The sequence below is a fragment of the Ercella succinigenes genome (assembly GCF_900002895.1).
The window spans coordinates 102166-121054 of the sequence record NZ_CDHP01000042.1; the positions used below are offsets into that span (position 1 = coordinate 102166).

The following is an 18889-nucleotide window of genomic DNA, read 5'->3' on the forward strand; positions in this document are numbered from 1 at the left end:
AAAAGGAGACCCCATTATGGAGGAACTGACATGAATACAAATAAACCACAGCTGCCAGAAGGTGTGCTGATTGATGGACGTTATATTATACTTCGTCCGCTCGGACAAGGCGGCATGGCACATGTGTATCTTGCCGAAGACCGTGAAACAGGCGAGCAGGTAGCTATCAAGGTTATGAAGGATGATCTTACTGATGATCCTGAATTTGTAAAAAGGTTTGATACGGAAGCAAGAGCTGCTTCCAGTCTAGATCATCCTAATATTGTTAAAGTAATAGGTTATGGACAAGATCAGGATTTACGTTATATCGTTCAGGAATATGTTGAAGGTAAAACGCTCAAAGATCTGATTCAGGAAAAGGGTTTTCTTGACTGGAATTTAGCCGTTCCACTGGCAATACAGATCGGGCTTGCTCTTGAGCATGCACATAAGCGCGGTGTTGTTCACCGTGATATTAAGCCTCAGAATATTCTGATAACTCCTGAATTTATTGCTAAAGTAACGGATTTTGGAATTGCCAGAGCAACCAATGCCAATACAATAACACTTACAAGTGGTGTTGCTTTTGGTTCTGTTCATTATTTTTCGCCGGAACAGGCCAGAGGTGGAATTGTTGGTGAGAAATCAGATCTATATTCTCTTGGTATTATTTTATATGAAATGCTGGCAGGTCAGCTTCCTTTTGATGGTGAAACTTCGGTTGCTGTGGCGATTAAGCATTTGCAGGAAATGCCGCCACCGCCTTCCGCTTTCCAGCCTTCCTTGCCACCTTCTCTTGATCAGATAGTAATGAAGTGCATACAGAAAAGTTCAGAAAACAGGTATCTGGATGCAAGAGAACTGGTTGATGAGTTGGATTCGTTTATGATAGAGCCCAATGGCGTCTATGGAATAATTTCCGGTGAAAATGACTGGGAAGGAAATACTACTGCTATCGGTCTTAAAAGACCAGAATCAAATTTTGGTAAAATCCGTGAAATAGAAAAAACTATTCAGGAAAGACGGCGTTCACGTTACCGTGATACGGCGATTGTAATTTCGATTATTGTGGTAGCACTTATTTTCCTGACAACACTTTTTGTCTGGGGCTGGAATAAAATTCAGGATAATATGTCAAATCAAACTGAAGCCGAAGTTATTCTGGAAAATTATATTGGACGCGACATCAGTGATGTAAGCGAACAACTGAATGATCAAGGAGTCAAATTCTCAACCCGCTACCGTGAAGATGATAGTGTGGCTGAAGGTATTATTCTGGATCAGAATCCTGGTGCAGGAACAAGAATCAGAACTAATGGTACAACTCTGGTTTTGACGGTAAGTGGCGGACAGAATTTAATTACTATTCCTGATTATCGTGGTCAGACCTTGTTGAAAGCAAGGAATGAACTTGAACATACCTATGGTTTTGTTGTTACAGTGACATATGAATACTCTGATTTTGAAAAGGATATTGTTATAACAACAGTTCCTGCTGCAGGACAGAGCTTGACCAGAGGCGATCCGATAACCATTGTTGTCAGTGAAGGATCACCAAAAATAGAAGTTCCTGATATTGTGGGAATGCCTTTGTCCGAGGCCAGAGAACAATTACAGCAGTTAAATCTTGTAGTTGGTCCCGTTTCTGGAATAACTGTTGACCCTGAAACAGGTGAACCAATTGAGGTTCCTGAAGAAGAAAGAATAGTTATCAAACAGGTTCCGGAAGCAGGTACGGAGGTTTTGATCAGATCAGTAGTAAGCATTATCTATGGCAATGATCTTGATTATCAGCAATTTTTGAATCCTACACCAACACCGGTACCAACTGAAGAAATGATTGATGTTACAGGAACGCGTCTGACTGCCGCTTATGAAATATTGACTGATCTTGGTTTTAGTATCGGCTCAACTGTAAATATAAGCAATACAGGCAGTATTCCGGAGCAGGATCGCATAGTAATAAGACAAAGTGTTGAACCAGGAGAAGAGATTGATCTTGATAAGCCGATAACTCTATATTACGGAACTATGCAGGATTATCAGCAATTCCTAAATCCGACACCGACTCCAAAACCGACACCAACTCCAAAGCCGACGCCAACGCCAAGACCGACTACAACAGCGCCAACAACGACAGCAACAACTACAACAGCGCCAACTACAACTGCAGAGACAACACCGGATCCAGATCCAAGTGATGATGATTAAAAAACTTGATCAGATAGGTGATGAATGATTAAAGAATCACAGATGACCGAAAAAGCTTTGCCTGTTGCAAGGATAATTAAGGCGGTTGGAGGCCAGTATCAGCTTGATGATAATGCGGGATTTACTGGTATAGCTACTGCCAGGGGTATTTTCCGGCGTGACGGCATAAGTCCGACGCCGGGAGATCTGGTTTATTATGAAAACAGCGGTGATCCTGATATACCTTGGCATATTGTAGATATACTGCCAAGAAGAAATATTTTAATCAGACCTCCGCTTGCTAATCTTGACAGATTGTTGATAACAATTTCAGCAACTGAACCTGCTGCAGATTTTTATCTGATTGATAAATTAATTACGATTTGTCTGGTGAACAATATTGATCCGATATTGATTGTGACCAAGACAGATCAGCAGAAAGATGATTGTGATAATATTGTTTCATGCTATATCAAGGCGGGTTGTCAGATTATTTTTACCAGTATGTTTGATCAGGCTTCACATCAGTCTGTACGCTGTTTGATTCCTGATCATCTTGTCTCCTTTGCAGGTCAATCAGGGGTAGGCAAATCAACACTTCTTAATCAGCTTTTTGGTGACGAAAAAATGGAAACCGGCGGTATTAGCAGCAAAATAGGCAGAGGTCGTCATACAACCAGGCATGTGGAACTTTTCCCTTACGATAATGGTTATATTGCAGATACACCGGGATTTAGTACTTTAGATCTTGCAGAATTAGGACTGACTGCTGAAACACTGGAAAAAGGGTATCCTGAAATCGCTGCTGTTGCGTCCAACTGTCGCTTTAGTGGCTGCAGGCATATGGGAGATCTTGGTTGTGCAGTTGATGATTCCGCCATTGATCCTAAAAGATTAGAGCGTTACCGTCTTTTCAGACATCAGCTGGAGCAGGTAAAAACATATGAAAGACCAAAGCGTGAGATGCCTTTAAGAACTCCCATTCGTAAAGGAAAACGTAAGAAATAATAATACAGAATTCAGGAGGACTACAATAAATGTTAAAGACTTATCAGGAAACAAAAGGGAAGCTGATGCTATGTCCGTCAATTTTGTCGGCAGATTTTGCCAGACTAGGTAATGATGTGGCATTAGTAGGCGATACGGCAGATGTTATCCATGTTGATGTCATGGATGGTCATTTTGTTCCTAACCTTACACTAGGTCCACCTATTGTATCTGCAATCAGATCATATACAAAACTTCCGCTTGATGTTCATTTGATGGTTTCCGAACCTATGCAGTGGATTGATGGCTTTGCAAAAGCAGGTGCGGATACTTTGGTGGTGCATGCCGAAGCCTGTACACATTTACTAAGAGCGATTGACCAGATTAAAGAGGCCGGCTGCAGTGCAGGAGTTGCAATCAATCCTGGTACTTCTCTTAACATGCTTGAAGAATGCTTACCATATCTCGATATGGTACTTTTGATGACTGTAAATCCTGGCTTTGGAGGACAGTCATATATACCTACAATGACGGCAAAAATCAGCAAGATGCGTGCTATGATAAATAAACTTGAAAAACCAATACATCTGCAGATTGATGGAGGAGTTAATCAGGATAATATTAAAGACCTCTATGAAGCCGGAGCTGATATGATAGTAGTAGGTAGTGCTGTTTATGCTCAGGAAGACCCGGTGAAGGCTTTAAAAGCTTTAAGAGCTGCTGTTGATGCCGTTTGAGTGCAGGAGAGCTAAAATATGTCAGATAGTATTCTTGAAAATCAAGGTGAAGAAATATCTTCATATTCGGGCAGGCAGACTTTCCGTATAGGTATAGTTCTTAGTGGAGATTTAACTGATGAAACAGGTTTTCTGCGCATAATATCTGGATGTGATATTATTGTTTGCGCAGATGGAGGTGCTCGCCACTTAAAACGTTACGGTATTATGCCGGATCTTTTAGTAGGTGATTTTGATTCAATAAATACATCAGAAAGAGACTGGCTGGAAAAAGCACAAATTCCTGTAAAACAGTTTTCTGCTGAAAAAGATTTTACCGATTCAGAGTTGGCAGTAGAGAGTTCTTTGGAATTTCTAAAAGAAATTTTATATGAACAGCATCTTGAGATGCCTTCAAACAGTAATATATCTCTATGTCTGTTAGCAGTTACGGGAGATCGCCCGGATCATGTGCTGGCAAATCAGACGATGGCAGCATATCTGGCCAAGCGTGGTTATAATGTTATGATGACAGATGGCGGAAACTGGTTTTATTTGTTACAAGGACCTGTTAAGCAAAGCTTTGATACCTCTCTTTATGAAGCCGATTGTACTATATCGGCTATTGCTTTAAGTGAGCAGGTGAAGGGGATTACTTATTCAGGATTAAAATACCCTCTGAATAATTATGATCTTAGCTTTGGCAGCCAAAGAGGGGTCAGTAACTGTCTTGCGGATCTGATAAATGAAAATTTTGAAGTTGAAATAGACGAAGGAACATTGATGCTTATTATAACAAAAAGCTAAATCTATTGCGGCAAATATACATGTCATATAATAAAATCCCTGAATATGATAGTGAATAATTCATATTCAGGGATTTAAATTGTTTTTTTATTTCTTGATAATAGTATATTCTGCCGCTATTTTCATAAAAGCTTTTTCTGAGTTGATTATAGTTTGCTCTGGTACTGCAAAGCATAAACGAACATAACCACCAAATCCAAAACCGCGCCCAGGAACGAGTAAAACATTATATTTTGCGCAAATTTTGGCAAAATTACTGTCATCTTCCTCGGGAGTTTTCATAAAAAAGTAAAGACCACCTTGAGGATTTTCAACATTAAATCCTGCCTTGCACAAAATACTATGCAGCATATTGCGTCTGTTTTCATAGCGGCTGACATCCACTTTTGCCTGAAGTGATCTGGCTATAACTTTTTGAAAAAGTGCCGGGGCATTTACAAAACCTAAAGTACGATTGCAATAGGCAATTGCAACACAAAGATTTTTATAATCTTCACAACGTGAACTTACTGCAACAAATCCGATTCTTTCCCCAGGCAAAGAAAGAGATTTGCTCCAGCTAAAACAAACAAGCACATTTGTAAGACAAGAAAGAGATTCAGGAGCTTTTATGCCATCATATACAAGATCAATATATGGTTCATCTGAAAGAACATAAATTGTTTGTTTTTGCTTTAATAGAATATCATCTATTGACTTAAGCAATAATTCTGAATAAATTTTACCAGATGGATTATTAGGAGAATTGATAATAAGCGCCTTAGTCTTGTCGGTGATTGCTTCGGCAATTTGCTCAGGAACAGGCAAAAGAGTATCTTTATCGCAATTAACAATAACCGGTTTTCCACCGTGGTTTTCAATATAAGATAAATATTCTACAAAAAAAGGTGCAAGAACAATAACCTCATCTCCTTGATCGAGAATCGATTTTAGTGCTACATTCAAACCACCGGCGGCGCCTACAGTCATACATATACCGGCAGTTTCAATCTCAACTTTACTACGATTACTTAAATCCTTGGCAATAATCTCTCTTGTTTCAGGGAAACCGGCATTATTCATATAACCGTGACTGCCCGGAGCAGGATTAGCTGCAAGCTCAGCCAAAGCCTGATTGACTTCTGCCGGAGGTTCAAGGTCAGGGTTGCCTAGACTAAAATCATAAACATTTTCCTTGCCATGTATTTCTTTAAGTCTGCTGCCTTCTTCAAACATTTTGCGAATCCATGAGCCTTGAGACATTTTTTCACTAATTCTTTTTGATATCATTTATTACTTCCTGTCCTTCCTTTTTTGATGCTTAACTTTTATCTATTATATTATTATATTTTATTGTAATAATACATTAGATATTAATTCTGTGCAAAACCTGACAATTAACCGGCATAGAACTTTTGCAGGAATAGTTGACAACAGCAAGGCATCCCTGTACAATACCTTTGTTAGCAAGCAGAGGCGTGCAGCTTCTCACCTCAAGCAGTGGCGAAGAGGTAGATACAGGTAAATTCAGAAGTTTTTCTGTTTTTTATGTGTGATTGTACGGTGTTTGCTGCAGCAGATAGCCGTTTTTTTATTTATTTTTTTGGAGGTGTATTAATATAGGCAAGCAAAACAAGGGTATGACAATGAATGATCAAATCAGGTTCCCTAAGGTTCGTTTGATTGATAGTGATGGTGAGATGTTAGGTGTAGTACCTATAGAGAAGGCTCGTCAGATAGCAAATGACCGTATGATGGATCTCGTTCTGATATCACCAAGCCCGGATAATCCTGTTTGTAAAGTTATGGATTATGGCAAGTATATGTTTGAGCAGGCAAAGAAGGAACGTGAAGCAAAGAAGAATCAGAAGGTAACCGAGGTTAAGGAAGTTGGCATGAAGCTGACAACCGAGGAACATGATCTGTCTTATAAGACCAAAAATGCTTGTCGTTTTCTAGATAATGGCGATAGAGTGAAGGTTGTTGTTAAATTCAGAGGCAGAGAAATGGCCTATACCAGCAGAGGCTATGATGTAATGAAATCCTTTGCCCAGGCTTGTTCAGAACATGGACAGGTAGATCGTCATCCTAAGATGGAAGGCCGTAATATGGTGATGTATTTAGCACCTTTGAAGAAGTAAAACATTTTTAGATTATAGATCAAGGAGGACTGGCAAATGCCAAAACAGAAAACACACAGTTCATCAAAGAAAAGATACAAGGTGACCGGTACCGGTAAGGTTATGCGTGCTCAGGCTTTTAAGAAACATATTCTTACTAAAAAGTCTTCTAAGCGTAAAAGAAACCTGAGAAAAACAGTTGTGGTTGCAGATTGTAATCAACACAACATCAAGCAGCTGATTCCTTATAAATAAGCTGCAAATTAATGATTATGATTTCACTGGGAGGAAACCGAAATGTCTAGAATAAAAAGATCAGTTAGGGCAAGAGCCCGTCATAAGAAAGTATTAAAACAGGCCAAGGGTTATTTTGGTCATAAGAGCAAGCTGTTTAAGGTTGCTAATCAGCAGGTTATGAAATCACTGAGCTATGCATACCGCGATAGAAAAGCTAAAAAACGTGAATTTCGTAGATTGTGGATTAGCAGAATTAATGCTGCTGCCAGACTTAATGGTCTTTCTTACAGCCGTTTTATGAATGGGCTCAGTCGTGCACAGATCACTCTTGATCGCAAGGTTCTGGCTGATATAGCTGTTAAAGATCCTGCTGGCTTCACATCTCTTTGTGAGCAGGCCAAAGCTGCATTAAGCGCTTAATGATTTTATAAACAAACTAATTAGTTGGCAGATTAACTTTTTAGTTACTGCTCTAAGTGTATAATAGCTTATTCAAAAGGACGGGTTTTTGACCCGTCCTTAGATTATTGTAAGAGATAAAAAAGACAAGATGAGGGATAAGGTGTTAAGAGAAATAACTTCAAAAGACAATAGTCTGATCAAATTTGTTCGGCAGTTTAATAAGCCTGCTTTTGGTAAAAAACAGGAGCTTATTTTGGTCGAAGGATTCAGACAGGTTGAAGAAGCATTGAATTCAGGTGTTGAGATAGTTCATGCATTTATTACTTCCTCTAGCAGCCAAAATGAGAATTGGTCAAAAATTCAGCCTTTCTGGGATGATTTGAAAAAAAATAAGGACTGTGTAATTCTGCCTGATTATATTATGAAGTCAATTTGTTTAACTGAAAATCCTCAGGGAATCGTTCTTGTCTGTAAATCTCCGGTTATCACTGTTTCTAAAATGGAAAATATGCAGTATAAACCTGCAGCAAAAGGATTATATATGATCCTTGAAGGACTGCAGGATCCAGGCAATATGGGATCAATAATCAGATCGGCGGATGCATTTGACTATAATGGCATTATTTTGACCAATAACTGTGTATGGCCTTTTAATGAAAAGGCTTTGAGAGCATCAATGGGTTCATGTTTTCATTTGCCTTTTTATGAGTTCGAAAACATAAGACAGGCTGTCAAATGGCTTAAAACAACAGAAACTATTGTATGGGCAGCTGATCCCAAGGGTCTTGATTTAACTTTGATAAGAGAAGATTACTGTGATCAGACTAATAAAAATATGGCTTTAATAATTGGTAATGAGGGCAAAGGCTTGTCTGCCGATGCTATCGCTGTTGCTGATAGGACAGTTCGCATACCGATGAAAGGTAAAGCTGAATCTCTTAATGCAGCAGCTGCTGCGGCTATTTTAGCTTATGAAATATCATTGCTTATATAAATATTTATCAGCTTTTAGATTTTGCCTAAAAACAAAGTAAATTTGATATAATTATTATGTGTATCTGAGATTTTATAGTTAATAGGCTTGAAAATTAAGTTATAAGGTACTATGCTGGTTTAATCAAGGAGGTGTAGTAGAGTTATGCAGATAATAATAATTGGTTGTGGGAAGGTTGGATCGTCTCTTGCTTCTGCCTTGGTATCTCTTGAGCATGATGTAGTTATTATTGAAAATGACAGTGAACTTATTCAGTTGGCTGATGATATAGACTGTATAAAAATAACAGGTGTTCCTATTGATCAGGATGTTCTTAAACAGGCCGGGATAAAAACTGCAGATGTAGTGTGTGCGGTTACTCAGAACGACAATATAAATATAATGGCTGCTCAGGTAGCCAGAGAAGTTTTTAATGTGCCTAAAATAATAACCAGGGTGTTTAATCCTGTAAGTAAGGAAGTTTTTGACGAATTTGGTTTAAATACAATTTGTTCAACCGACCTCACTGTTCAGGCCTTCCTTAGGGAGATTTCTGATGAGGGTAAGGAACAGACACAGAAAGTATATGGTGCAAAAATATTATATACAACTGTTCCGATTGAACCTGAACTAATTGGTGAAGATATAAACGATTTAAGTACAGATACAGGAAAACTTGTATTTGGTCTTTTAAGGCGGGGGCGTCTTATTCTTGCAAGATCAGGACTTACAGTTAAACTTGGAGATGAACTGGTATTGGCAGACAGAGTATAAAAAAGTGTTATTTCAACAGAGGATAAAGTGATATGCGTATTATTATCGTGGGCGGGGGTAAACTTGCCTACTACCTTATTAAAACTTTAAGACCATATAAACATCAGATAGCTTTAATAGAAACATTGAAAGATGTCAGTGAAAGAATAGCAACAGATTTTGATGAAGTAAGAGTTTTTAATGGAGACGGTACAAATCTTCGAATATTAGAAGATTGTGGTTGCAGGAATGCTGATTTTTATATTGCTGTTACAGGTAAGGATGAGAACAATTTAGTAGGTTGTGAGGTGGCAAAAAAGAAATTTCACGTCAGGAATACTGTTGCCAGAGTAAATAATCCTAAAAATGCTGAAATGTTCACTCGTCTAGGTGTGGATAAAGTATATTCAAGCACTCAGATTCTTGCTGATATTATAGAGCAAGATATAGATTATGAAGGTATGCATGTAGTTTTTTCAATTGAAAAAACTACTAAGTTTATTATTGAACTTGCACTTTCTCCAGATTCCAATGCTTGTAATAAAAGCCTGATTGAATATGATTTCCCTGGTGATAGCAAGGTTGTTATGATCACAAGGCAGGATGGTACTGTAGAGATGCCCAGAGGTGATCTTGTAATGCGTCCTGATGATACAATTTTGCTGGTATGTGATAAAAAAGATTATGATAGTATCTGGAAAACAATGGTTAGAAGGTAGGATAATGCCATCATGGCTGTAATAAGAAAGACAAAACCCATAAACCCTATTTTAAAATGGATAAACGCTAAGCCTGCAAGGTTGATAGCTTCATCATTTGTTCTGGTAATTACGATTGGTACATTGATGTTGCTTTTGCCTTTCGCATCTCAGAACAGGCAAAGCATTGGTTTTATAAATGCTCTTTTTACGGCTACTTCAGCTACCTGTGTTACAGGTCTTGTAGTTGTTGATACGGCAACTCATTGGAGTGCTTTTGGTAAAGGTGTAATTCTATCTCTTATTCAGATAGGTGGATTAGGCCTTGTTACAATTACCAGCTTCTTTTATAGCTTTATCAGACGCAAAGCTAAGCTCAGAACCCTTGTGGTTGCGCAGCAATCTACCGCTAATTTCAGCTTTAACGATGTTTTGAGGCTGATCAGGCGAATTGTTATTATTACTTTTTCAGTGGAATTTATAGGTGGACTTATCTTAAGCTGGCGTCTTTCGAGAGTTCTGCCCTGGCCGCAGGCTTTAACAAAAGGTTTTTTTCAATCTGTTTCAGCTTTTTGTAATGCTGGTTTTGATCTGTTTGGTGATACATTAACCGGTCCTTACAGCAGTCTGACAGGCTGGAATAATGACCCGGTAATTCTTATTGTTACAGCTTTTTTGTTTATTATAGGTGGCTTAGGATTTGTAGTCTGGTCTGATGTAATTCGATATAAAAAAGAAAGAAGATTACATTTTCATACCAAACTGGTTTTAATCATGTCTTCAATACTTATTGTTTTTGCCTTCTTATTCTATTTAATTGCTGAATTCAATAATACAATGAGTCCTGACGCGATGGGATCTCTGCCACAATGGCAAAGACCTTTTGCAGCTTTTTTCCAGGCTGTTACACCAAGAACCGCCGGATTTAACTCCATCGGACAGGGTTCAATGCATGATAGTTCTAAATTTATGACGATTATTCTGATGTTTATCGGCGCTGCTCCAGGCTCCACAGGAGGTGGCGTAAAAATTACCACTTTTGCTGTTATCATCGCCACAATTCTTTCTGATGTCCGTGGTTTTAATGACATAATTGTATTGAAACACAAAATAGCCAGAGAAACCTTTACCAGAGCTCTTGCTATAATGGGACTTGGTCTTACCATTATTCTTTCAGTCACACTTGCACTTAGCGTAATTGAGAGAAATTCTCTTGATCTTGGTATTTTTAGTTTTCTGGATGTACTGTTTGAAAGTACCTCTGCATTTGGCACCGTTGGGCTTTCTGCTATAGGTACACCTAATTTGCAACCTCTAAGCCAAGCTATTCTTATCCCGGTTATGTATCTGGGAAGAGTTGGTCCAGCCTCTTTTGCCATTTCTTTGGCTATGCAGAAAATTTCTCGCAAGGAGCTGGTCAGACCAGAGGGAAAAACTCTGGTTGGTTAAATGAAAATGCAAGAAAAGATGTGACATATTGCATAAAATATTCAAGTTGACTGTTCTAAAGCTGTAATAATATCAAAAAAAGCGAATGAAAACCTGCAATTTCGATTTTTAGATTATAAAAATGGGTTGACATAACCCCCTTTCTTGCATGATAATTAATCAAAATTATTGTATACAATATTTGGAGGGTTGATTACATGGGTTATACGACAGCACAAAAAATTATCAAAAATCATCTGGTTAGCGGCGATATGGTTGCCGGTCAGGAAATCGCTATAAAAATAGATCAGACTTTGACACAGGACTCTACAGGAACCATGGCATATCTTCAGTTTGAGGCTATGGGCATACCTCGTGTAAAAACAGAATTATCTGTTGCATATATAGATCATAATACTTTACAGACCGGTTTTGAAAATGCCGATGATCATCAGTATATTCAGACTGTTGCTTATAAGCATGGTGTTCGTTTTTCACGTCCGGGAAATGGTGTGTGCCATCAGGTTCATATTGAAAGATTTGGTGCACCTGGTAAAACACTTCTAGGTTCTGACAGCCATACTCCTACCTGTGGTGGCATCGGTATGCTTGCGATAGGAGCCGGCGGACTTGATGTTGCGGTAGCAATGGGCGGTGGCTCCTATTACCTTACCATGCCCAAGATGGTAAAAGTTGAGCTTAAAGGTAAATTGCAGCCTTGGTCTACAGCCAAAGATATCATAATGGAAGTTCTTAGAATTATGTCTGTTAAGGGTGGCGTAGGCAAAATTGTTGAATATGGCGGCGAAGGTGTGGCAACCTTGTCTGTTCCTGAAAGAGCAACTATAACCAATATGGGAGCTGAACTTGGAGCCACTACTTCTATCTTCCCAAGTGATGAGATTACCAAAGAATTTTTAAAAGCGCAGAACAGAGAAGATGTCTTTGTTGAACTTGGTCCTGATGCAGATGCCGTTTATGATGAAGTTCACACTATTGACCTGGATACTCTGGAACCAATGATTGCAAAACCGCATAGTCCTGATGCAGTTGTAAAAGTATCTGAATTAGGGAAAATGAAAGTTGATCAGGTTTGTATAGGTAGCTGTACAAATTCATCTCTTCATGACATGCTTAAAGTTGCTGCCATGTTAAAAGGAAAATCTATTCCGGCTTCGGTATCCCTTGTTATAGCTCCTGGTTCCAAACAAGTATTGACTATGCTTTCGCAATCAGGTGCTCTGACCGATATGATAGATGCCGGCGCCAGAATATTGGAATCAGCTTGTGGTCCATGTATAGGAATGGGACAATCACCAAAAACAGATGCTGTTTCATTAAGAACAATCAATAGAAATTTCTATGGCCGTTCAGGAACATCTTCTGCTCAGGTTTATCTTGTTAGTCCTGAGGTGGCTGCCGCCAGTGCTCTTACAGGCTTTATAACTGATCCGCGTGATCTTGGTAAAGCTCCTGAAATAAATATGCCTGAGCAGTTTTTTGTCAATGATAATATGGTAGTTATGCCCGCAGCAGAAGATGAGGATGTTGAAGTTGTGCGTGGCCCTAATATCAAGCCTTTCCCACTTAACAGCAAGGTTGTAGATACTATTAGTGGTAAATCTTTGATAAAAGTAGAGGATAATATAACTACAGATCATATTATGCCCTCTAATTCCAAACTTTTGCCTTACAGATCCAATGTTCCGTATCTGGCAGATTTTTGCCTGACACCATGTGATTCTGAGTTCCCGGCTCGTGCTAAGGAAAATAATGGTGGATTTATCATAGCCGGTTCTAATTATGGACAGGGATCTAGTCGTGAACATGCTGCTTTGGCACCTTTGCAACTGGGTATTAAAGCTGTTCTGGCTGTGTCTTTTGCCAGAATACATATGGCTAATCTTATGAATAACGGAATTCTTCCTTTGACTTTTGTTAATAGCTCTGATTATGATAAAATAGGTCTAATGGACGAATTAGAAATAAATGATGCTCAGCAGCAAATAAGAGATTTGATAAAAGGTAAAAATATGATTGTCACAAATGTGACAGGCAATTATAATATTGAAGTAGCTTTACCTTTATCACAAAGACAGGCTGACATCATACTGGCTGGCGGTCTTTTGAACTATACAAGGCAAGGTAGCTGAAAATGCAGGCAGATAAGTGCCATGGTACTTTGAGATTGCATGTATACGAAAAACTCAGGGAAGATATACTTGCCGGCATTTACCCTACCGGCACAGCACTTACAGAGATAAAACTTGCTGCTGAACTTGGTGTAAGCAGAACCCCTGTCAGGGAGGCTTTTTGCCAACTGGAACTGGACGGACTAGTGATTGCAACTCCAAACAAGGGTGTTGTAGTACAAGGCTTTGATAGAGATGATATGATTGATCTTTATGAGGTTCGTTCTCGAATGGAGGCAATGGCTGCTGCAAGAGCGGCTCGATTGATGTCTAAACCAGTTATTGATAAGCTTAGACAAATTTATGAAAATGAAGTGGTTTTAGTAAAAAAAGATGATTTTGAAGCCCTACAGAAATCAGATGCACAGTTTCATGATTTGATTTTCAAGGGTAGTGGCAGCAAAATACTACAGAACATTCTTTCTTCTGTTAACGTCTATACCAGAAAGGCAAGATATATTTCTCTTTCAACTCAAGGACGAAGTCAACAGGTCTTAAAGGAACATGAAAAGATACTAAAGGCAATTGAAAAGCATGATCCTGAGCTTGCACAGAAACATATGCAGGATCACATAGAAAACGCCGCCGCCAGTTATAAAAAACTTGCGGCCGAAACAGGAGGTAGTCAATGATTAATGAAAAGAAAAGAGATGAAATAATTCATCAGCTGGCGGCAAGTTCTGCTGTCAAATCTCGAATTGACCCGGCTCTTTATGAAAAATACAGTGTAAAACGCGGACTGCGTAATGAAGATGGTACCGGCGTATTGGTCGGTCTGACCGATGTAGGTGAGGTATTTTCATATATTATGGATGATGGCGATAGAGTACCCGTTGAGGGCAGACTTTTTTATCGCGGCATGGACGTTTCTGATATTGCAAATGGATTTTATCAGGAAAAACGCTTTGGTTTTGAAGAGACGATTTATCTTTTGCTTTTTGGAGAGCTGCCGACTCAGGACCAGCTTACTCAGCTCGAGGAATTGATTGTTGCCAATCGCTCCTTACCGGCAGGATTTACTGAAGATATGATATTAAAAGCACCAAGCCCTGATATTATGAACAAGCTTGCAAGATCGGTATTGGCACTGTATGCCTATGATAAAAAAGCCGATGATATCAGCATAGAAAATGTTTTGCGTCAATCAATAGAATTGATTGCCAGATTCCCGGTGCTTGCTTCTTATGGTTATATGGCAAAAAGACATTATGTTGATAATCAAAGTCTGTTTTTACATTCGCCGCAGCCGCATTATAATACTGCCCAGAATATCCTTCATATGATCAGACCTGATGGTCAGTTTACCGATCTGGAAGCACGTATCCTTGATCTTGCCCTGGTGCTGCATGCTGAACATGGTGGTGGAAACAATTCAACATTTGTAACCAAAGCCGTAACATCATCAGGCTCGGATACCTATTCCGTTATCGCTGCTGCCATTGGTTCGCTCAAAGGACCTCAGCATGGTGGTGCAAGTGGTAAAGCCTATGATATGATGCAGGAACTGAAACAAGAGGTAAAAAATTGGCGTAATGAAATGGAAATTGCAGACTATCTGACAAAAATACTCAAAAAAGAGGCTTATGATAGAAGTGGTCTGATATACGGTATAGGTCACGCTGTTTATACATTATCTGACCCCCGTACCAAACTGCTGCGTGATTATGCCAGAGCTCTTGCATATGAGTCAGGTAAGGAAGAGGAATATGAACTTTATACCTCTACCGAGCGTCTGGCTCCTGAAGTATTCCGCAATGTTAAGAAGAGTGACAAAATTGTATGCGCGAATGTCGATTTCTATTCAGGATTTATTTACAATATGCTGGGAATACCACCAGAGCTCTATACTCCTATCTTTGCTGTAGCACGTATTGCAGGTTGGAGTGCACATAGAATAGAAGAATTAGTAAGTGGTGGCAGAATAATGCGTCCTGCTTATAAATGTGTACAGAAACGTCGCAATTATATAGGTATTAACGAGCGCTGATTCTATTGTCTTAATCAGAATGAGAATAGATTTGATTTTAAAGCAGGGATATGTCTTGATTAACGAAAGACATATCCCGCTTTGTTGTCGGCTTCAGCCAGTTGAGCGTCACTTTTGCATATCTGCAAATAAAAAAGAACTGTCAGCCGGTTATAATAAACCAATTTTGACAGTTCTTTTACAACTGGTGACCCTAAGGGGAATCGAACCCCTGTTTCCGCCGTGAGAGGGCGGCGTCTTGACCGCTTGACCATAGGGCCGTATATACAGCGTCGTTGATTATAACATAGCTTTTTACTTGCGGCAATACCAAAAATTCTCTATCTGCAAAAAATGATTGTGTCAAGTTATGTCAGCTTTGCAAATCTTTTGCAAAGATGTGACTGCAGATACGAAAAAAAGACTTGGATATGATAGAATAAATTGCTAGAATATAAAGCGTACATATGTTTGTTATTATGGATTTTGATATTATAGAAGAAGGTTAAAGAAAATGAGTTCAGTTATACATATACAGGGTGCGAGAGAGCATAATCTAAAAAATATTAATCTGGATATACCAAGAGATAAACTGGTTGTTCTGACCGGTCTTTCCGGTTCAGGCAAATCATCTCTGGCTTTTGATACTATATATGCCGAGGGACAGAGGCGTTATGTTGAATCGCTTTCTTCATATGCCAGGCAATTTCTCGGACAAATGGAGAAACCGGATGTTGATCATATAGAGGGTCTTTCACCTGCTATATCTATAGATCAGAAAACAACAAGCAAAAACCCAAGATCAACAGTTGGCACTGTCACAGAGATTTACGATTATCTTCGTTTGCTTTATGCCAGAGTGGGAACGCCTCATTGCCCTGAATGCGGGCGTGTTATTGAGCGTCAGACAATAGATCAGATGATTGAGAATATAGAAAAATATCCTGAAGGAAGCAGGCTTATTCTCATGGCTCCTGTTGTAAGAGGGAGAAAGGGTGAGCATGTAAAATTATTGGAGGGATTTCGCAAATCCGGTTATGTGCGTGTAAGAATAGACGGTATAATATATGAGCTTGAAGAAGATATTGTTCTTGAGAAGAATGTCAAACATACAATAGATGTAGTAATAGACCGTCTGATTTTGCGTCAGGGAATCAGAAGCCGTCTGGCAGACTCTCTGGAGACAGCTCTGCATCTTGCCGATGGGTTGGCTCTGGTTTTGGTTCAGGTTGAGACCAGCGAAGGTCACGATGAGGATGAGCTTCTTTTTTCCCAGCACTTTTCTTGCCCGGACTGCAATATTAGTTTGGAAGAAATAACTCCCCGTATGTTTTCTTTTAATAATCCCTACGGAGCATGTCCTGAATGTGCCGGTCTTGGTCAGATGTCGCATATAGATCCTGAACTGGTTGTTTTTGACGGTAAATTGTCTCTTAATGAAGGCGCAATCAGAGCAGGCGGCTGGAATTTCTCTGATCGCGGCAGCTGGGCTCGTGGGTTTATAGAATCTCTGGCTGCAAGATATAAATTCTCTCTTGATCAACCTTTTGTTAAGCTGCCAAAAAAAATCAGAGATATTATATTATTTGGTAATCAGGGAGAGGTACTGGAAGTTGACACGACAAATAGCAAATACTCACATGGTATCTACCGTAGTGATTGGATTGGTGTAGTTAATAGTCTGGAAAAAAGATACAGAGAAACAAGTTCGGATGATATGAAAGTGCATTATGAGCAGTTTATGTCGATTACACCTTGTCCTCTTTGCCATGGTTCCAGATTAAAAAAAGAAAGTCTGGCGGTAAAAATTGGCGGCTTGAATATATCAGAGATGACAGCTTTGCCCATAAGAGAGGGAAGAGATTTTCTTCATAGGCTAGATCTTACAAAAAGACAGATGCAGATTGCGGATCAGATTGTCAGAGAGCTTAATGCTCGCTTGAATTTCCTGATAGATGTAGGACTTGATTATATGACTTTGGCAAGAGCTTCGGCTACTTTGTCAGGAGGAGAGGCACAAAGGATAAGATTGGCAACACAAATCGGATCAGGTCTTATGGGCGTTCTATATATTTTGGACGAACCGAGTATAGGATTGCATCAGAGAGATAATGCCAGATTGCTGGCAACATTGAGACGCTTGCGTGATCTTGGCAATACGGTTCTGGTAGTAGAACATGATGAAGAAACGATGATGGAAGCCGATCATATCGTAGATATGGGCCCTGGGGCAGGCGAACATGGCGGATACGTAGTTGCTGAGGGTACGGCCCAAGAAATCATGTCTGAACCAAGATCTATTACCGGGCAATACCTTGCCGGCAAAAAGAAAATAGATATTCCTTTAATCAGGCGTAAAATGGATCAGCGATGGCTGGAAATTACAGGCGCAAGTGAGAACAACTTAAAGAATATAGATGTAAAAATACCTCTTGGTGTCATGACTTGTGTAACAGGAGTTTCCGGTTCAGGCAAAAGCTCGCTGGTAAACGGTATTTTATTGAAAAAATTAGCAAGCGAACTTAATGGCGCAAGAAGATATCCTGGTGCATACAAAGAAATTACCGGCCTGGAATATCTGGATAAAGTAATAGATATTGATCAGTCACCGATTGGAAGAACCCCAAGATCCAATCCGGCAACATATACAGGCGTATTTGATTTTATTCGTTCTCTTTTTGCCAGTACACAGGCGGCAAAGGCTCGTGGATATAAACAGGGTAGATTCAGCTTTAATGTTCGAGGCGGACGATGCGAGGCTTGTAATGGCGATGGTGTTAATAAAATTGAGATGCATTTTCTGCCAGATATATATGTAGCTTGTGATGTCTGCAAAAGTAAACGCTATAATCAGGAAACTCTTGAAGTCAAATATAAGAATAAATCTATTTCTGATGTACTTGATATGACCGTGGATGAAGCTCTTGAATTTTTCGCTAATATACCTAGAATTGCGAGGAAAATGCAAACTCTGCAGGATGTCGGGTTGGGGTATATCCGTTTAGGACAGCCATCTACACAGCTTTCAGGTGGAGAAGCACAGAGAGTAAAGCTGGCAACCGAGCTTTCAAAACGAGGAACAGGTAATACATTTTATATTCTTGATGAGCCTACAACAGGACTTCATATTGCGGATGTTCATAAGTTGGTTGACATCTTGAGCAGACTAACAGAAAATGGTAATACCGTTTTAGTTATAGAACATAATCTTGATGTAATAAAAACGGCAGATTATATTATTGATCTAGGCCCCGAAGGCGGGGATGCAGGTGGGATGATTGTAGCACAAGGTACGCCCGAAGAGGTTGCTTGCGCGGCAGATTCTTATACAGGTCAATATCTGGCAAAAATTTTGCCTTTATCTGAAACATCTGAGACTGTAATTAATTCCAATCCAGATGATAATAAAACTAAAGGAAAAAGTAAAACTGCGGTAAGCAGAAGGAGCAAAGGATAATTAAG

Annotated in this window: 16 protein-coding genes and 1 tRNA gene; 15 read left to right on the plus strand and 2 right to left on the minus strand. The window is 39.4% G+C overall.

Annotated elements, in window-relative coordinates:
• The first annotated feature begins 30 nt into the window (after nt 1-30).
• Genes pknB through AC0KSB_RS10365 form a run of 4 tightly spaced genes read left to right on the plus strand, consistent with a single transcriptional unit; the run spans nt 31 to nt 4679 of the window.
• Nucleotides 31-2190: a Stk1 family PASTA domain-containing Ser/Thr kinase gene (gene pknB / locus AC0KSB_RS10350; RefSeq protein ID WP_472308964.1), complete on the plus strand. Its 2160-nt coding sequence runs from the start codon at nt 31-33 to the stop codon at nt 2188-2190.
• A gap of 24 nt (nt 2191-2214) precedes the next feature.
• Entirely contained in the window at nt 2215-3177 is a 963-nt protein-coding gene (rsgA, locus tag AC0KSB_RS10355; RefSeq protein ID WP_472308966.1) for a ribosome small subunit-dependent GTPase A, read from the plus strand.
• A gap of 29 nt (nt 3178-3206) precedes the next feature.
• Complete coding sequence (rpe, locus tag AC0KSB_RS10360; protein WP_472308968.1) at nt 3207-3893, plus strand: ribulose-phosphate 3-epimerase; 687 nt, start codon at nt 3207-3209, stop codon at nt 3891-3893.
• A gap of 18 nt (nt 3894-3911) precedes the next feature.
• On the plus strand, nt 3912-4679 hold the full coding sequence (locus AC0KSB_RS10365) for a thiamine diphosphokinase (RefSeq protein ID WP_472308970.1): 768 nt from the start codon (nt 3912-3914) through the stop codon (nt 4677-4679).
• Between the two features lie 87 nt (nt 4680-4766).
• Here the strand turns inward: AC0KSB_RS10365 and AC0KSB_RS10370 are convergent, their stop codons facing one another.
• Nucleotides 4767-5948, minus strand: a complete 1182-nt coding sequence (locus AC0KSB_RS10370) for a pyridoxal phosphate-dependent aminotransferase (RefSeq protein ID WP_472308972.1) — start codon at nt 5946-5948, stop codon at nt 4767-4769.
• A gap of 350 nt (nt 5949-6298) precedes the next feature.
• Between AC0KSB_RS10370 and infC the strand changes: the two genes are divergently transcribed.
• From infC to AC0KSB_RS10420, 10 genes are all read left to right on the plus strand, one after another.
• Nucleotides 6299-6799 (plus strand): translation initiation factor IF-3, encoded by a 501-nt coding sequence (gene infC, locus AC0KSB_RS10375; protein ID WP_472308974.1) that lies wholly within the window; start codon nt 6299-6301, stop codon nt 6797-6799.
• A 36-nt stretch (nt 6800-6835) separates the two neighbouring features.
• Complete coding sequence (gene rpmI, locus AC0KSB_RS10380) at nt 6836-7033, plus strand: 50S ribosomal protein L35 (RefSeq protein WP_472308976.1); 198 nt, start codon at nt 6836-6838, stop codon at nt 7031-7033.
• Nucleotides 7034-7075: 42 nt separating this feature from the next.
• The gene (gene rplT / locus AC0KSB_RS10385) at nt 7076-7435 is read left to right on the plus strand and encodes a 50S ribosomal protein L20 (protein ID WP_472308978.1); all 360 of its coding nucleotides are present in this window, start codon (nt 7076-7078) and stop codon (nt 7433-7435) included.
• Between the two features lie 142 nt (nt 7436-7577).
• Nucleotides 7578-8411: a TrmH family RNA methyltransferase gene (locus AC0KSB_RS10390; protein ID WP_472308980.1), complete on the plus strand. Its 834-nt coding sequence runs from the start codon at nt 7578-7580 to the stop codon at nt 8409-8411.
• Nucleotides 8412-8555: 144 nt separating this feature from the next.
• A complete protein-coding gene (locus AC0KSB_RS10395; protein ID WP_472308982.1) occupies nt 8556-9164 on the plus strand; it encodes a potassium channel family protein in 609 nt (202 codons plus the stop codon).
• A gap of 32 nt (nt 9165-9196) precedes the next feature.
• Nucleotides 9197-9862, plus strand: coding sequence for a potassium channel family protein (locus tag AC0KSB_RS10400; RefSeq protein WP_472308984.1), 666 nt, complete (start codon nt 9197-9199; stop codon nt 9860-9862).
• Between the two features lie 12 nt (nt 9863-9874).
• Nucleotides 9875-11290 carry a TrkH family potassium uptake protein gene (locus tag AC0KSB_RS10405; RefSeq protein ID WP_472308986.1) on the plus strand — a complete coding sequence of 472 codons (1416 nt, stop codon included), beginning with the start codon at nt 9875-9877 and terminating at the stop codon, nt 11288-11290.
• Nucleotides 11291-11487: 197 nt separating this feature from the next.
• Nucleotides 11488-13422 carry an aconitate hydratase gene (locus AC0KSB_RS10410; protein WP_472308988.1) on the plus strand — a complete coding sequence of 645 codons (1935 nt, stop codon included), beginning with the start codon at nt 11488-11490 and terminating at the stop codon, nt 13420-13422.
• Between the two features lie 2 nt (nt 13423-13424).
• Nucleotides 13425-14093 carry a GntR family transcriptional regulator gene (locus AC0KSB_RS10415; RefSeq protein ID WP_472308990.1) on the plus strand — a complete coding sequence of 223 codons (669 nt, stop codon included), beginning with the start codon at nt 13425-13427 and terminating at the stop codon, nt 14091-14093.
• Nucleotides 14090-15448, plus strand: coding sequence for a citrate/2-methylcitrate synthase (locus tag AC0KSB_RS10420; RefSeq protein ID WP_472308992.1), 1359 nt, complete (start codon nt 14090-14092; stop codon nt 15446-15448). The genes AC0KSB_RS10415 and AC0KSB_RS10420 overlap by 4 nt, the downstream gene beginning before the upstream one ends.
• A gap of 185 nt (nt 15449-15633) precedes the next feature.
• On the opposite strand, the gene AC0KSB_RS10425 is transcribed toward AC0KSB_RS10420, so the two are convergent.
• A tRNA-Glu gene (locus tag AC0KSB_RS10425) sits at nt 15634-15708 on the minus strand.
• Nucleotides 15709-15941: 233 nt separating this feature from the next.
• Between AC0KSB_RS10425 and uvrA the strand changes: the two genes are divergently transcribed.
• A complete protein-coding gene (uvrA, locus tag AC0KSB_RS10430) occupies nt 15942-18884 on the plus strand; it encodes an excinuclease ABC subunit UvrA (protein ID WP_472308994.1) in 2943 nt (980 codons plus the stop codon).
• Nucleotides 18885-18889 lie beyond the last annotated feature (5 nt).

What these genes read in the sequence shown, in the direction of transcription:
- rpe (WP_472308968.1), top strand. Translation starts at nt 3,207, where the DNA reads ATGTTAAAGACTTATCAGGAAACAAAAGGGAAGCTGATGCTATGTCCG.
- rplT (WP_472308978.1), top strand. Translation starts at nt 7,076, where the DNA reads ATGTCTAGAATAAAAAGATCAGTTAGGGCAAGAGCCCGTCATAAGAAA.
- rsgA (WP_472308966.1), top strand. Translation starts at nt 2,215, where the DNA reads ATGATTAAAGAATCACAGATGACCGAAAAAGCTTTGCCTGTTGCAAGG.
- AC0KSB_RS10365 (WP_472308970.1), top strand. Translation starts at nt 3,912, where the DNA reads ATGTCAGATAGTATTCTTGAAAATCAAGGTGAAGAAATATCTTCATAT.
- AC0KSB_RS10415 (WP_472308990.1), top strand. Translation starts at nt 13,425, where the DNA reads ATGCAGGCAGATAAGTGCCATGGTACTTTGAGATTGCATGTATACGAA.
- AC0KSB_RS10395 (WP_472308982.1), top strand. Translation starts at nt 8,556, where the DNA reads ATGCAGATAATAATAATTGGTTGTGGGAAGGTTGGATCGTCTCTTGCT.
- uvrA (WP_472308994.1), top strand. Translation starts at nt 15,942, where the DNA reads ATGAGTTCAGTTATACATATACAGGGTGCGAGAGAGCATAATCTAAAA.
- infC (WP_472308974.1), top strand. Translation starts at nt 6,299, where the DNA reads ATGACAATGAATGATCAAATCAGGTTCCCTAAGGTTCGTTTGATTGAT.
- AC0KSB_RS10370 (WP_472308972.1), bottom strand. Translation starts at nt 5,948, where the DNA reads ATGATATCAAAAAGAATTAGTGAAAAAATGTCTCAAGGCTCATGGATT.
- pknB (WP_472308964.1), top strand. Translation starts at nt 31, where the DNA reads ATGAATACAAATAAACCACAGCTGCCAGAAGGTGTGCTGATTGATGGA.
- AC0KSB_RS10420 (WP_472308992.1), top strand. Translation starts at nt 14,090, where the DNA reads ATGATTAATGAAAAGAAAAGAGATGAAATAATTCATCAGCTGGCGGCA.
- AC0KSB_RS10410 (WP_472308988.1), top strand. Translation starts at nt 11,488, where the DNA reads ATGGGTTATACGACAGCACAAAAAATTATCAAAAATCATCTGGTTAGC.
- rpmI (WP_472308976.1), top strand. Translation starts at nt 6,836, where the DNA reads ATGCCAAAACAGAAAACACACAGTTCATCAAAGAAAAGATACAAGGTG.
- AC0KSB_RS10400 (WP_472308984.1), top strand. Translation starts at nt 9,197, where the DNA reads ATGCGTATTATTATCGTGGGCGGGGGTAAACTTGCCTACTACCTTATT.
- AC0KSB_RS10405 (WP_472308986.1), top strand. Translation starts at nt 9,875, where the DNA reads ATGGCTGTAATAAGAAAGACAAAACCCATAAACCCTATTTTAAAATGG.